This is a genomic window from Mesorhizobium salmacidum (SeqCode), assembly GCF_037179605.1.
Classification (GTDB): domain Bacteria; phylum Pseudomonadota; class Alphaproteobacteria; order Rhizobiales; family Rhizobiaceae; genus Mesorhizobium; species Mesorhizobium salmacidum.
Genome location: NZ_JAPYKS010000006.1, coordinates 83,255 through 97,963, shown reverse-complemented (window position 1 = coordinate 97,963; position 14,709 = coordinate 83,255). Strand labels below are relative to the sequence as shown.

12 protein-coding genes are annotated in these 14,709 nt (G+C 64.6%); 7 read left to right on the top strand and 5 right to left on the bottom strand.

What is annotated here, in order from left to right:
* Nucleotides 1-88 precede the first annotated feature (88 nt).
* The 5 genes from O7A60_RS10205 to O7A60_RS10185 all read right to left on the bottom strand — a co-directional run bounded on the left by O7A60_RS10205 (nt 89) and on the right by O7A60_RS10185 (nt 6,848).
* Nucleotides 89-1,669 (bottom strand): indolepyruvate oxidoreductase subunit beta family protein, encoded by a 1,581-nt coding sequence (locus O7A60_RS10205; RefSeq protein ID WP_337106138.1) that lies wholly within the window; start codon nt 1,667-1,669, stop codon nt 89-91.
* Nucleotides 1,662-3,815 (bottom strand): indolepyruvate ferredoxin oxidoreductase subunit alpha, encoded by a 2,154-nt coding sequence (locus O7A60_RS10200; protein ID WP_337106137.1) that lies wholly within the window; start codon nt 3,813-3,815, stop codon nt 1,662-1,664. The genes O7A60_RS10205 and O7A60_RS10200 overlap by 8 nt, the downstream gene beginning before the upstream one ends.
* Before the next feature lie 44 nt (nt 3,816-3,859).
* The gene (locus O7A60_RS10195) at nt 3,860-4,342 is read right to left on the bottom strand and encodes a MarR family winged helix-turn-helix transcriptional regulator (RefSeq protein ID WP_140510587.1); all 483 of its coding nucleotides are present in this window, start codon (nt 4,340-4,342) and stop codon (nt 3,860-3,862) included.
* Nucleotides 4,342-5,913, bottom strand: a complete 1,572-nt coding sequence (locus O7A60_RS10190; RefSeq protein WP_337106136.1) for a phytoene desaturase family protein — start codon at nt 5,911-5,913, stop codon at nt 4,342-4,344. Before O7A60_RS10190 ends, O7A60_RS10195 begins: the two co-directional genes overlap by 1 nt.
* A 143-nt stretch (nt 5,914-6,056) precedes the next feature.
* Nucleotides 6,057-6,848, bottom strand: a complete 792-nt coding sequence (locus O7A60_RS10185; RefSeq protein ID WP_337106135.1) for a cyclase family protein — start codon at nt 6,846-6,848, stop codon at nt 6,057-6,059.
* 118 nt (nt 6,849-6,966) lie between these two features.
* On the opposite strand from O7A60_RS10185, the gene O7A60_RS10180 reads away from it, so the two are divergent.
* The 7 genes from O7A60_RS10180 to O7A60_RS10150 all read left to right on the top strand — a co-directional run bounded on the left by O7A60_RS10180 (nt 6,967) and on the right by O7A60_RS10150 (nt 14,570).
* Nucleotides 6,967-8,541 (top strand): phytoene desaturase family protein, encoded by a 1,575-nt coding sequence (locus O7A60_RS10180; protein WP_337106134.1) that lies wholly within the window; start codon nt 6,967-6,969, stop codon nt 8,539-8,541.
* Nucleotides 8,542-8,650: 109 nt separating this feature from the next.
* Complete coding sequence (locus O7A60_RS10175) at nt 8,651-10,180, top strand: ABC transporter substrate-binding protein (RefSeq protein WP_337106133.1); 1,530 nt, start codon at nt 8,651-8,653, stop codon at nt 10,178-10,180.
* A gap of 157 nt (nt 10,181-10,337) precedes the next feature.
* Nucleotides 10,338-11,345 carry an ABC transporter permease gene (locus O7A60_RS10170; protein WP_337106132.1) on the top strand — a complete coding sequence of 336 codons (1,008 nt, stop codon included), beginning with the start codon at nt 10,338-10,340 and terminating at the stop codon, nt 11,343-11,345.
* Nucleotides 11,338-12,186, top strand: coding sequence for an ABC transporter permease (locus O7A60_RS10165; RefSeq protein WP_337106131.1), 849 nt, complete (start codon nt 11,338-11,340; stop codon nt 12,184-12,186). Before O7A60_RS10170 ends, O7A60_RS10165 begins: the two co-directional genes overlap by 8 nt.
* A complete protein-coding gene (locus O7A60_RS10160) occupies nt 12,183-13,061 on the top strand; it encodes an ABC transporter ATP-binding protein (protein ID WP_337106130.1) in 879 nt (292 codons plus the stop codon). Before O7A60_RS10165 ends, O7A60_RS10160 begins: the two co-directional genes overlap by 4 nt.
* Entirely contained in the window at nt 13,054-13,890 is an 837-nt protein-coding gene (locus O7A60_RS10155; protein ID WP_337106129.1) for an ATP-binding cassette domain-containing protein, read from the top strand. Before O7A60_RS10160 ends, O7A60_RS10155 begins: the two co-directional genes overlap by 8 nt.
* Before the next feature lie 80 nt (nt 13,891-13,970).
* Nucleotides 13,971-14,570 carry a VOC family protein gene (locus O7A60_RS10150; protein WP_337106127.1) on the top strand — a complete coding sequence of 200 codons (600 nt, stop codon included), beginning with the start codon at nt 13,971-13,973 and terminating at the stop codon, nt 14,568-14,570.
* Nucleotides 14,571-14,709: the final 139 nt, after the last annotated feature.

The window sequence follows — 14,709 nt, the reverse complement described above, 5'->3', positions numbered from 1 at the left end:
ATGCGACGGTGGCGGCCAGCCGTGTTGCCGTGGCCAGAGTCACGAAGGCGGTTGGTCGGCGCGATCGGCGGAGGTCACCCGCTGAAACTCAGGTGATTGGAGATGACCCCAACGTCGCCACGGTCTTCAGCGCGCCGTCGAGCATGTCGCCCTTCTCGTCCTTCAGCGCGGCCTCGCGCAGGCGGCGGATCCAGTCGGCGGCATCGTCGCGGCCCTTGAGCAGGTCGAGAGCAGAGAGTACGCGGTCGAATTTCGACTGGGCGCGCACATGGGTGTCGCTGTAGCCTTTGATCAGCCGGCGGCAGTTGAGGATTTCGACGGCAAGCGCGTAATCTGCCGGCACGTAGCCAAGCGCCAGTGCGTACCAACGATCGAGATGGGCAAGCTCGACCTTATGGCGCAGCAGGCCGCGGCGCCAGCGCCGCAGGCCGCCGATGAACCACAGGGCGGCAAAGCCGGCAAAGCTGTCGGTGCGGATGCGGCGGCCACGGTTGATGCGGCGGTCGAGAAACCCGGCGAGCTTGGGCCGGTTCTCTATGTAGCCGCCGAGCCCCGCCGGCAGCGTGCCGCAGAACTCTTCGATGCGGGGATGGAAATATTCGGTCACCTGCAGGACCGAACCCTCCTTGACGCCAACCTCCTTGCGGACCCGCCTGTCGCGGGTCGAGCGCGTCTTCAGATCGGCGACGCGGATCATGTCGTCATAGCACATGGCATTGGCCAGATGCTTGGCCGCGGCGATGGACAGAACATGAGCGTGGCCGGCGCTGTCCAGCGCGACGGCCTTATCCAGCCGGTCGAGAAATTCGCGCCCATAGGCGATGTCCTGATAGTCGACGACCTTTCTCAGGCCGCGAAGCGCCATGTCGCGCACGGCCAGGGGCATCAGGTCGATGCGAGCAACCAGCGCCTGCCATCCCTGCAGCAGATTTTGCGGACCGCTCACGCGCCCGGTACCCTGGACGGATTCGACAATCGCTGGCTCCGCCGGCCTTGACGAAGGTGCTGCCGCCAGGCCCCGCGCGCGATCGAACGCCGCGCTAAAGGCGGCGAGGCTGGCCTTGACGCCACGGCCGCCGGTGCCGATCGCCTGTTCATAACTTTCACGGGTAAACGGCAGTGCGTCGGAGCCGGCCAGCGCGCCAAGCAGGCTGGCCGAGATCATCGAGCCGTTGTCGGCCGCGATCTTTTCCATGTCGAAAGCGATGAAGCGCTTCGACGCGGTTTCCGCCGTGGCGTGAACCTTGGACGACGAGGCGCGGCCGTCGCCCGGTTCGATCTTTTCCGACACGGCGGCGATGCGATGCGAGGAAGCGATCAGCGTCGTGCGGTTGGGGGTGACGAACCCCCTGATGATCGCACGGCCGGCTTCCATCAGTTCGGCGGCGATCAAGATGTCGACATCGCCCTGCGAGGGCGACAGCGCGAAGACCGGCAGGCGGCCGGTGTCGCGGGCCATTTCGATATAGTAGATGGTGGCGCCGGTGCGCTGGGCGACGCCGGCGACCGAGGTCGATTGCGCGACATAGCCATTGCGCTCGGCGACATCGGTGATCCAGTCGGCCAGCACGCCGCCGCCCTGGCCGCCGACTGCCAGCACGGCAAGCTTGATCACCGGCTCATCGGCAGCACCGGGCCTGGGATGCAAGGAATGAACAGGCTCAAGCATCGGCGAATATCAGGCGCCGGCTTTCGCGCCGCCTCTGCAGCAAGCCGATCGTCGCGCGGCGCGTCGCTTCCAGGAAACGGTCCCAGCGGCTTGGATTGTGCACGACATCGGCACGGTAGAAGGACGGGCAGAGCACGGCGGCGTCCGCCACCTCGCCGCAATTGCCGCAGCCGACGCAGTTCTGGTCGATCGATGCGACCGGATCGTCGCGCAGCGGATCGTCGAGCGATTTCACCGACAGCGACGGGCAGCCGGAGAGCCGCATGCAGGCGTGATCGCCGGTGCAGATGTCCTCGTCGACGCCGAACTTCGGCTTGACGACCCTTGTCCCATCCTTGATCGCCTTGTCGACCAGCGGCCTTTCGCGGCGCTGGCGATTGAGCATGCACTCCGACGAAGCGACGATGACTTTTGGCCCCTTCTCGTCCGCCGTCAGCGCCTCGCGCAACGTGTCCTGCATCTTGCCGACATCATAGGTGCGGTCGACATGGCGCAGCCATTTGACGCCCATGCCTTTCACCGCCTCGGTGATCGGATGCTTGGTCGACTTGGTCCTGTTGCCGGCGCGCGACGACAGGATGTCCTGCCCGCCGGTGGCGGCCGAGTAAAAATTATCGACGATGACGATGACGCCGTCATTCTTGTTGAACACCGCATTGCCGATTGAGGAGGTCAGGCCGTTGTGCCAGAAGCCGCCGTCGCCGACGAAGGAGATCGAGCGGCGCTTGGCGTCGGGCGAATTGAACGCCGAGGCCGAGGCGGGCCCCAGTCCGTAGCCCATCGTGGTGGCGCCGAGCTCGAAAGGCGGCATGATCGAGAACAAATGGCAACCGATATCGGAAGCGATGTGATGCTTGCCGAGTTCCTGCTCGACCAGTTTGGTCGCCGCGAAGATCGGCCGCTCGGGGCAACCGATGCAGAAGCCGGGCGGACGGCCTGGCACCACGTTGATCAGATCAGCCGTGTCGACGCCGTCGCCAACCTTGTTGGGCGCGCGCACCTCGCCCGGCAAAAGATGCGGGGCTTCTGCGCGCAGGAAGGCACCGATGCCGTCGAGCATGACCTGGCCGGTATATTCGCCGGCCATCGGCAGATGCTCCTTGCCGACCAGCCTGGTGCCGCGCCCCGCCTTGTGCAGCATGGCGGCAAAAGCCTGTTCGATGTAGTTGGGCTGGCCTTCCTCGACCACCAGCACCGCCTGCTTGCCCTCGCAGAAGGCGAGGAACTCGTCGTCGGTCAAGGGATAGACGGCGTTGAGCACGTACAGCGGCACATCCGTGTCGCCATAGGTGTCGGCAAGGCCGAGCCGCTGCAGCGCACGGATGACCGAATTGTACATGCCGCCCTGCATGACGATGCCGACCGAGCCGTGGTCCGAGCCGAAGAACTCGTTGATCTTGTTCCTGGTGATGAAATCCACCGCCGCCGGCCAGCGCTTTTGTACCTTCTCCTTCTCGTGCAGGAAGGAGGCGGGCGGCAGCACGATGCGTCCGGTGTCGCGGCGTGGCGCTTCGAGTGCATCGGCGACCGTCATCGGCGGCCGCTTGTTGTCCTTGGCGATGAAATGGCCATGCACGTGGCAGCAGCGGATGCGCACCTGCAGCATGACAGGCGTGTTGGAGATTTCCGACAGCTCGAAACCATCCTCCACCGCCTTGACGATGGATGGCAAATTGGGGCGCGGGTCGAGCAGCCAGACCTGGCTTTTCATGGCGAAGGCATGGCTGCGCTCCTGCATGATGGAGGAGCCCTCGCCATAGTCCTCGCCGACGATGATCAGCGCGCCGCCGGTGACGCCGCCGGACGCGAGATTGGCCAGCGCGTCGGAAGCGACATTGGTGCCGACCGTCGACTTGAAGGTCGCGGCACCACGGATCGGGTAATGCACCGAGGCGGCGAGCATGGCTGTGGCGGTGGCTTCCGAGGCGCTGGCCTCGAAATGCACGCCAAGTTCGCCCAGAATGTCCTGCGCATCGGCCAACACATCCATCAGATGGCTGATCGGCGCGCCCTGATAGCCCCCGACATAGCCGACGCCGCATTGCAGCAGCGCCTTGGTGATGGCGAGGATGCCCTCGCCGGCAAATTCCTCGCCGGCGCCGAGCCTCAGCTTTTCGACTTCCTTGGCAAAAGACCGTTCAGCCATCTCTGCCTCCTTCCGTTGCCGCCGACAGCCGGCGGCGCGTACATCTAGATGTCGTGCTTGCGAATGTTCTTCAGCATCTTCAAAAGCGTGGCGATAAGTGCTGCATATTCAGCGTCGTCGATATCGTCGAACATGGCCTCGAAAGCGTCATGCATGGCCGGCCAGGCGCGGGTGAACTCGGCTCGGCCCTCGTCGGTCAGGAACACGTGGCGAATGCGGCTGTCGGTGACGCCCTGCTCGCGCCGCACGAACCCTTGCCCCTCCAGCGTGTCCAGCGTGCGGCTCAAGGTCGACTGCTCGATGACGGTATAGACCGAGAGGTCGTTGACGGTGACGCCGTCTGCGACCGACAGCACGGCGAGCGTGCGCACCTGCGAAATCGTCAAGCCCTGCTTGCGGAAATCATCACGCAGGGTGGCGTTGTAGCGGCCCATGATGCGGTTCATCAGATAGGGCGCGAATTGCTGCAGGCCGATCTGACCGAGGGTCGAAATGCGCTGGCGTTTTTCGGCGACCTTCTGTTCCATCACAGCTTCCCCGCCAGCAGGAAACCCGAGCCGCCGCCGAGACCGGCACCGGGATGGGTCGAGGCACCGATATGGTAGAGGTTCTTGATGCCGGTCTGGTGATTGCGGCTGGTCTTGAACGGCCGCCACAGGAACGACTGGTCGATAGCCGAGGAGCCGCCATAAGGGTCGCCGCCAACCAGGTTGATGTTCATCGTTTCGAGATCGGCCGGCGAATAGGCGCGGCGCGCGACGATGCTGTCCTTGAAGCCGTCGATATGGCTGGCGAGGATCGCTTCGGCGCGATCGGCATAGGCCTCGCGCAGCGCCTCGGTCCATTGCCCGTCAGCCGGTGCCTGCAGCTTGCCGGCGGCGTCGCCCTTGATGTGGCGCGGCGCCTCGGGCAGTTGCAGCCACAGGATCGCCTTGCCTTCCGGGCAGCGCGACGGGTCGAGCGCATGCGGCTGGCCGACACAGATGGTCGGCACTTCGGGCAGCATGCCGCGCGCCGCCTCGTTGCAGGCCTTCGACACGCCGTCCAGTCCAGGCGTCAGATGCAGCAGCGCCACCTTGTCGAGGCCCTCGCCGCGCCAGGACGGCGGCTTGTCGAGGGCGTAGTGGATCTGGAAATTGCCTTTGCCATAGCGGTATTTCCGCGTCGCTTCGACGTCGCCCTTCGGAGCGTCCTTGCCGAGCAGGCGACCGTAAAGCTGCGTCGGCGTGACCGAGCATATGACGCTCTTGGTGGCGTGAACCGTTTCGCCCGAGGCCAGCCGCACGCCTGTGGCGCGACCTCCGGCCAGGAGGATGGAAGCAACGTCCGCTTCGGTGGAAATGACGCCGCCGCGCTCCTTGATGAGCGCCTCGAAAGCCGACAGCAGGTTCTGCGCCCCGCCCCTGACGATCGGCGCGCCGGCCGCCTCCAGCGCGAAGGCGATCACCCTGGCGATCTGGCCGGAAAAGGCGTCTTCGGGGCCAAGCCCGGCATGCAGCACCCACGGCGCCCAGAGCGCGCGGACTGTCTCCGACTGATACGTGCCTTCCAGCCAGCTACGCGCCGGCACCAGGGCGTCGCCGAGAAAGGCGGCAAGCCCGCGCGGACCACGCCGCCAGGCATCGCCGGCCAGCAGCTTCGCGGTCGGGTACGACCACAGGCTACCGCCCAGCAGGCCGAACAGCAGGCCGGCATTGCGCTCGATGCCGCCGACATCTTCCGCGTGGCGGTCGCCGTCGCCAGCAGCGATCCTGTTAAGCGCGGCGATGTTGGCGGCACGGTCGGTGGTGAGCACCGCGTGGCTGCCATCGGGCCGCAGCACTCCGGTCGGCGTGCCGGTATGGCAGAACTCCAGCCCGTGCCGGGCGAGATCGGCGCCCAGTGCCGCGAATGCCGGAGAGGTGATGAACAGAACGAAAGTCGTCGCCATCACGTCGTGAATGAAGCTGGGCGCGGTGATCTCCTCGGTGCGCATGCAGCCGCCGATGCGGTCGTTGCGCTCCAGCACGAGCACCTTGGCGCCCTTGCCGCCGAGCATCGCCGCGCAGACCAGCGCATTGATGCCGCTGCCGACGATGATGTGATCGGGGGCGTTCATCGGCGGGTGCTCCCGGTCGGGGGGAGGGGGTCAATTGCGCGGGGTAGCGTGCGCCGTAGAGCGGCGGCCTTGTCAGGCTGCCCCCCACCCGTCACTACACCATCACCTGCAACCATGATCTTCTCCCGAAGACCGCCCTCGCCCTATTTGCCCGCCACCAGCGCCAGCGCGCGGATCGGGCTGCCGGTGCCGTGCTCGATCTTGAGCGGGGCCGCGATCAGGATCGCGCCTTTCGGCGGCAGCTGGTCGAGATTGCAGAGACTGGCGAGGCCGTAGCGGTTGGCCTTGTGCATCAGCGTGTGCGCCGGGAATGGCGGCTCCATGCCGCCGGCCTTGCCGGCATCGGTGCCAATGGTCTCCGAGCCCCAGCCCTTGATATCCTTGCTGATCAGGAACTGGATGGCTTCCGCCGTCGGGCCGGGCGTGTGCGGCCCGGTTTCGTTGGCATTGAGGAATTCGGCTTCCGAGCCGTTGCGCTTGTACCAGTCGGTGCGCATCACCACCCACTCGCCGGCGTTGATCGCGCCATGTTTGGCTTCCCAGGCCTTGATGTGGTCGACGGTGAGCAGGAAATCGTGATCGGCGGCGGCCTCCTTCGAACAGTCGATGACATTAACCGGGCCGATGAAATTCTGCGCCGGAATGGTGTCGGTGGCGCCATCCGGATAATCCTTGCCGGAGATCCAATGCTGCGGGGCGTCGAAATGCGTGCCGGAATGCTCGCCAAGCTTCAGCCAGTTCCACGCCCACCATGGACCGTTCTTGTCATAGCGGGAGATCGAATGGATCTCGACCTTCGGCGTATCGACGGCAAGCTCCGGCGGCAGCTTGATCAGCGGTGTGTCCGGCCCGAGCGGCGCTGTCAGGTCGACCACCTTGATGGCGCCGGAAAGAAGCTGGGCGGCGACTTCGCCGAGGAGTTTTTGGCTGTCCATGGTCTCTGTTCCCTCTTGTCTGACATGATCAAGGCTCGTCTCGGCCCTTAATATCCTACTAGACGAAAACATATGCATCTGCAATTATCTTTAAGCATAAAGGAAATGGGAACGGGGCGTGAGCGAGTTCGACGCCATCTTTGTCGGGGCGGGCCACAACACTCTGGCATGCGCCGCGCATCTGGCGCTCAAGGGCTGGAAAACTGGGGTTTTCGAACGCGGCGCAACAATCGGCGGCGCCGTCCAGACCCGCGAATTCACCCTCCCCGGCTTCCGCCATGATTTCGGCGCGATGAATCTGAGCCTGTTCGCCGGCTCGGCGTTCCACCGGAAATATGCAAATGAATTGAAAGCGCAGGGGCTGGAATTCGCCCCGGTCGCCGACTGTTTCGCCAGCGCCTTTCCGGATGGACGCTGGTTCGGGGTCAGCAACGAGCTGGAAAAGACCGCCAGCCGCATGGCCGCGTTCTCCGCCGCCGATGCCGCGACATGGCGCAGGCTGGTTGCCGCCTTCCCGGCCGAAGCCGAGCATTTGTTCAAGCTGCTGGGCTCGCCGATGAGCGCCCGGGCGCTTGCGGCCACCGCATGGAACCTGTGGCGCAAGAAGGGTGTTTCGGGCGCGCTCGACACCGGCCGGCTGTTGTTGTCTTCGCCGCGTGCCTGGCTGGAGGAAAATTTCGAGTCTCCACACATCAGGGCGACGCTCGCCACCTGGGGCATGCATCTCGACTTCGCGCCCGACACCGCCGGCGGTGCCGTGTTTCCCTATCTGGAATCGATGGCCAACCAGAGTTTTGGCATGGTGCTGGGCAAGGGCGGCGCCGATACGATCATCCGGGCACTGGCCGGCATGGTGACATCCGCCGGCGGCAGGATCATTGCCAGCGCCGAGGTGGCCGAGATCACGGTCTCCGGCGGCAAGGCGACAGGTGTGCGGCTTGCTTCCGGCGAGAAGCATACCGCCACCAAGGCGGTGATTGCAGGCGTGGCGCCCAAGGCGCTGTCCGGCAAGCTGCTGCCCGGCGGTTCCGGCGACGCCGGCTTCGACATGGCGATGCAAAAATTCCGACATGCGCCGGGCACGATGATGATCCACCTCGCGCTGGACGATCTGCCGGACTGGCGCGCCGGGGCAGAGTTGCGCCAGTTCGCCTATGTGCATCTGGCGTCATCGCTCGACCAGATGTCGCGCACCTATCAGCAGGCGGTGGCAGGCATGTTGCCTAGTGAACCGGTGCTGGTCGTCGGCCAGCCGACCGCGGTCGATCCGTCGCGCGCACCCGCGGGCAAGCATGTTCTGTGGGTGCAGGTGCGCATGCTGCCCGCCGAAATCGCGGGCAACGCCTCGGCCGAAATCGCGCCGGCGCATTGGGACGACGTCAAGGACGCCTATGCCGACCGGGTGCTCGACATCATCGAAACCTACGCGCCTGGCCTGCGCGCAAAAATCCTCGATCGCGCGGTGTTTTCGCCCATCGATCTCGAGCGCGAGAATCCGAACCTCGTCGGTGGAGACCAGCTCTGCGGCAGCCATCATCTGGCGCAGAATTTCCTGTTCCGTCCGGCGCGCGGCTATGCCGGCTGGAACACGCCGGTGACCAATCTGCATCTCACCGGCGCCGCGACATGGCCCGGAGCCGGCACGGGTGCCGCCTCGGGCTTCATGCTCGCGCAACAGCTTGGCGGGAGGTAGGCCAGACGATTTCATGAGGGCGACGAGAGGCAAGGCGCTGCTGCCGACGAAGCCGAACCAATGACCGGACGAAGCTGCGCGAAGACAATAACCAACAAGGGGAACAACCATGACAATCAACAGACGCGAATTGCTGGGATACAGTGCCGCGGCACTTGGCGTAGCCGCCGTCGGCCTGCCAAAGATCGCCCAGGCTGCCGCCGGCGAACTGACCATCGCCTACAACGTCAACCTGCCGTCCTGGGATCCAACCACCGGACCGTCCGCCGTAAACCCGACCATCCAGGGCCTCTACCAGTCGGTGTTCGACCAGTTCATCCCGCAGAAGCCTGACCTGTCCTTCGCGCCTGGCCTTTTGACGGAATGGGGCTGGAACGAGGACCGCACCAAGATTATGATGACAGTGCGCGAAGGCGTGAAATGGCATGACGGCACGCCGTTCACACCGGAAGACGTGGTCTGGTCGCTGCAGCGGGCGGGCGACGAGAAGACCGGGAACCCGATCCAGTTCGTCTGGAAGAACGTCAGCAATTTCAAGATCGACGGCAACAAGATATCAGGCGACGTCGTCCAGTTCGACCCGGTCTATTTCAAATGGATGTCGTTCCTGACCGGCTACATCATGCCGAAGGCCTATTACGAGAAGGTCGGCGCCGAAGGTTTCGAGAAGGCGCCGATCGGTACCGGCCCCTACATGGTCGAAAAATTCGAGCGCAACGCCTTCCTGCGGCTGAAAGCCAATCCCAACTACTGGGGCGGCAAGCCCGCCTTCGAGAATGTGACGATCAAGTTCGTCACCGATGCGGCGAGCCGCGTGGCAGAGATTGAATCCGGCTCCTCGCAGGTGACGCTCGAAATCCCCTACGAGGAGTATGACCGGCTGATCGCCAAGGAGGGGCTCGCCGGCTCGATCAAGAATGTTTCCGATATCGGCATGATCTTCTTCAACGACATCGAAGCCATGCTCGACAAGAACGTGCGCCAGGCAGCCGTCATGGCGGTGGACAAGGAGCTTCTGGTCAAGCGGCTGCTGCGCGGCTATGGCCAGCCGATCGCCACGCTGGAAACACCGGAATACACGGCGTTCGACGCCTCGATCAAGGTCGAGCACAATCCGGAAAAGGCCAAGGAACTGCTGGCCGCCTCAGGCTATTCGCCGGAAAAGCCGGTCAAGTTCACCATCCAGACGACCAAGGGCTTCAAGCCCAAGGACTACGAGATGATCCAGGCGATCGTCGGCATGTGGCGCAAGGTCGGCATCGAGGCGACGATCGAGGTCTACGAGATTGCCAAGCACTACGAGCTGCGCGCCGCCGACAAGCTCGCGCCCGCGGCCTTCTACAATTGGGGCAACGCCATTGGCGATCCGACCACCTCGACCGGCTTTGCCATGTATGGACCGAGCCCGCATTCGGTCTGGGACAGCCAGGACCTGATCGACATGATCAACCCGCTGTGGGGAGAGAAGGACGAGGCCAAGCGCATCGCCGGCTGGAAGGCGGTCGACAAATACATCGCCGAGCAGGCCTATGTGCTGCCGCTGATGCAGTACGCACAGCCCATCGTGCACGCCAAGGGCGTCAACGTGGTGCAGCATATTTCAGGCGCGCTGCTGCCGGCGCTGATGACCCCGGCCTGAGACAGACGCCAAGGCACGCCGTCGCAAGACGGCGTGCAACTTGCGCAGGTCCTCTCATCCGGCCCTCCGGGCCACCTTCCCCCCCTCGGAGAGAAGGTGGCCGCGAAGCGTCCGGATGAAGGGGCTGCTCGTTAGAACACGCTAGGCCAACGCCAGAATGCTCCTGCAACGATTCCTGATCCGTCTTGCGACGATGCTGATCACGCTGTTCGGCGTGGCCGTCGTCGTGTTCGTGGTCATCCGCGTCGCACCCGGCGATCCGATCGCCATGATGCTGCCGCCCGGCGCCACCGACGCCGACATCGCCCGGCTGCGGGCGCTGTACGGGCTCGACAAGACGATCGTACAGCAGTTCTTCATCTGGCTGTCCGGTGTCGCCAGCGGCGACTTCGGCACCTCGATCTCGCTGCGGCAAGACGTGCTCGGCCTCGTCTTCAACCGGCTGCCAGCGACGCTTGAGCTTGCCATCGTCGCGCTTGTCATGGCGGTGGCGATCGGCGGCACGACGGCGATACTCGGCGCCCGCGAACGCGGTACGGCGGTCGAAGCCGGCATCGACATCGCCAGCGGTGCAGCGCTCTCCATTCCCGATTTCCTCTGGGGCCTCGTGCTGATCCTGCTGTTCGGTGTGCTGGTGCCGATCTTCGACATTTCGGGCCGCGTGTCGCCGCAACTCGACCTGCCCTTCGTCTCCCAGTTCTATTTGTTCGAGAGCCTGCTTCGGCTGCGCTTCGACCTCACCTGGGATCTCTTGAAGCACATGCTGATGCCGGCGATTGCCCTGGCGCTGCCGCTGGCGGCAATCATCTCGCAGCTGTTGAAACAGTCGCTGAAGGAAGTGCTCGACCTCGACTATGTCGTGCTGGCGCGGGTCAAAGGGTTTTCTGAAACGCAGGTCATCCTGCGCGAGGCGCTGAAGAACGCCGCCCTGCCGACGCTGACCCTGGTCGGCGTGCAATTCACCTTCCTCATCGGCGGCACCGTCATCGTCGAACGGCTGTTCTCCTATGAGGGCCTCGGCAACATGGCGATCGACGCCGTCATCAACCGCGACCTGCCGCTGATCCAGGGCATCGTGCTGGTCTTCGCGCTGCTGTTCGTGCTGATCAACCTTGCCGTCGACATGATGTATGCGCTGCTCAATCCGAGGCTGCGCCATGGATGAGGCACGCATCTCGCGACATGGCTCAGGCGCAAAGCTATGGCTGGCGGGAGGCTGGCTGCTGCTGGCGCTGCTGGCAGCGATCTTCGCCCCGCTGGTCGCCCCGCAGGATCCGCTGGCGCAGGACCTGATGCTGGAGCGGTTGCCGCCGTTCTGGCTCGATGGCGCCGAGCCCGGCTATTGGCTCGGCACCGACAGCCTCGGCCGCGACCTGCTCTCGCGCCTGATTTTTGGTGGCCGCATCGCGTTCATCGTTGCTTTCGCGGCGGCCATCGCCGCCTGCGTCGTCGGCTCAATGCTTGGGCTGATCGCTGGCTATTTCGGCGGCTGGGCGGATCGCATCATCTCGCGCATCGTCGACGTCTGGATGGCCTTCCCGCCGGTGCTGTTCGCCATTCTGCTGGTTGCCGTGCTCGGCACCGGCTTAAGCTCCGTCATTCTCGCCATCGCGATCATCGACTGGACGCGCTTCTGCCGCGTGATCCGCGCCGAAGCCATGGGCCAGTCGCGCATGGACTATGTCGAGAATGCCCGCATCGCCGGCTACGGCCGCATCGGCATCATGCTGCGCGAGGTGTTGCCCAATGTGGTGCCGTCGATCGTGGCGCTGCTGTCGCTTGAAATGGGTATCGCCGTCATCGTCGAGGCGATCCTGTCCTTCGTCAATCTGTCGATCTCGACCGACGATCCGACCTGGGGCGGCATCATCGCCGAGGGCCGTCTCTCGATCCATCAGGCATGGTGGGTGCTGGTTTTCCCGCTGATCACGCTGATCCTCACCGTGCTGTCTTTCAGCCAGTTCGGCGAAGCTCTGAAGACCCGTTTCGATCCGGTGCTGCGATGAGCGCCTGTCTCGACATCGCCAATCTGAGCGCCGTGCTGGCCAACGGCCAGCGCGTGCTGCGTTCTGTTTCGCTCTCCGTGCAACCCGGCGAGGTGCGCGCGCTCGTCGGCGAAAGCGGCGCCGGCAAGACGATGATCGGCAAGGCGGTGCTTGGCGTCCTGCCACCGAGCGTGCGCATCGTCGAAGGCGATATGCGGCTCGAGGGCGAAGACCTCGGGAAACTCCAGCCCAAGGCGCGGCGCACGCTGATCGGCGCGCGCACGGCGCTGATCCCGCAGGACCCGCTGACCGCGCTCAACCCCTCGCGCCGCATCGGCCCGCAGATGACCGACCGGCTGGTGCGCATCCTCGGCTGGAGCGGCGACAAGGCCGACCGGCGTATCCGGCAATTGCTGGACGAGGTGCAGATCCGCGACCCCGACCGCGTGCTGAAGAGCTATCCGCACGAACTGTCCGGTGGCATGCGCCAACGCGTGCTGATCGCCGCCGCCTTCGCCGCCGAGCCACGGCTGATCGTCGCCGACGAGCCGACCACGGCGCTCGACGTCACCGTGCAGAAGCAGATCCTTCGGCTGATCGCCGCGTTGCAGCGCGAGCACGCCACCGCGATCCTGTTCGTCACCCATGATCTCGGCGTCGTCGCCAAGATCAGCCAGAAAGTGTCGGTGCTCTATGCCGGCAAGGTGGTGGAAGAAGCCGAAACCGCTGATCTCTTCGCGGCACCTCGGCACCCCTACACCCGGGCACTCATGGCTGCGACACCGCGCTACACCGATCCCTTCGCCTCGCTGAAGCCGGTGGACGAGACGGTGCTGGCCGGACTTACCGCCGAAATCGCTTCCGCCGACCAGGCCTGGAGGCGTCCGCATGGCTGAGCCGCTGTTTTCCGTGCGCGGGCTGAAGGTCGCGCTGCCCGACATGACGCGCAAGCCGCTGATCGGCCGCGCACCTTTGGCCGAGATTCTGAAAGGCCTGGATTTCGACCTGCCCAGCGGCTCGGTGACCGGCATAGTCGGCGAATCCGGGTCCGGCAAATCGACGCTCGGCCGCGCGCTGGTGCGGCTGCTGGAACCGAGCGCCGGCAGCATCCGTTTCGAGGGCCGTGACATCACGCATCTGCCGGAAGCGGCACTGCGGCCACTGCGCCGCGACCTGCAGATGATCTTCCAGGATCCGATGTCGTCGCTCAACCCGCGCCGCACCATTGCCAGCATCATCGCCGCACCGCTCCGTCAGAACGGGCTTGGCGACAATCTGAAAGCGCGCGTCGCCGAGGCACTGCAACGTGTCGGCCTGCCGCAAAGCTTCGCCAGCCGCTATCGCCACGAATTGTCGGGCGGCCAGCGCCAGCGCGTCGGCATTGCGCGCGCGCTGGCGCTGTCGCCGAAATTCGTGCTCGCCGACGAGATCGTCTCCGGGCTCGACGTCTCGACGCAGGCGCAGATCCTCACATTGCTGGAGAAGCTTGCAGTGGAGATGGGCCTGACGGTCGCCTTCATCAGCCACGATCTGTCGGTGATCCGGCGGCTCTGCCAACAGGTGATCGTCATGCGCGAGGGCAGCATCGTCGAGGCGAGCGCCACCGACGCCTTGTTCGCCAAGCCGCGGCAGGCCTACACGCGCGACCTCATCGCAGCCATTCCGCTGCCGGAAATCGATGCGGGCTGGCTGGACATCCCTTCCACAGGCAAGGCGCCGACATGAAGGCGAACGCATGCCGAGAAGCGGGCCTCGGACGTGCGACTGGAAAAGGATCAAGTCCCGCCAAATGGAGGAGGACTGACATGAAGACCACAATCGCAATTGCAACGCTTGCTGCTGCTATCTCGGGCACTGCCGGCATGGCCTCGGCGGATTCGATCCCTGGCATGCGCGGCCACGACCATACCGGCGTCACGGTTCCCGACATGAAGCAGGCGGTCGACTTCTTCACCGAGGTTGTCGGCTGCAAGAAGGCGATGTCGTTCGGACCGTTCGCCGACGACAAGGGCACCTTCATGCAAGACCTGCTCGGCGTTGATCCGAAAGCTGTCATCGAGCAGGTCACCATGGTCCGCTGCGGCTATGGATCAAACATCGAGCTGTTCAAATACACCGCGCCCGACCAGAAGGACCTGACACCCAAGAACAGCGACATTGGTGGCTTCCACATTGCCTTCTATGTCGATGATGTCGCCGCCGCGAAAGCCTATCTCGATGGCAAGAGCGTCAAGACAAGGATGGGGCCGCTGCCGGTCAAGGAAGGGCCCGCCGCTGGCCAGACCATCCTCTATTTCCAGGCACCTTGGGGCCTGCAATTGGAAGCGATCAGTTATCCCTCTGGCATGGCTTATGAGAAGACAGCCGAGACCGTGCTGTGGAGCCCGAAGAATCCGGAGAAATGATCCCTCGCGGCGCGCTTGCAGGACGTCACGGCAAGCGCGCCACCCAGGCCGCATGATCATATCGACATAAAACTTTAAGCTTGAAATATCTTACCTCCGGCGCGATACTGAGGCATAGCAAGCGAAGAGGAGATCGCAA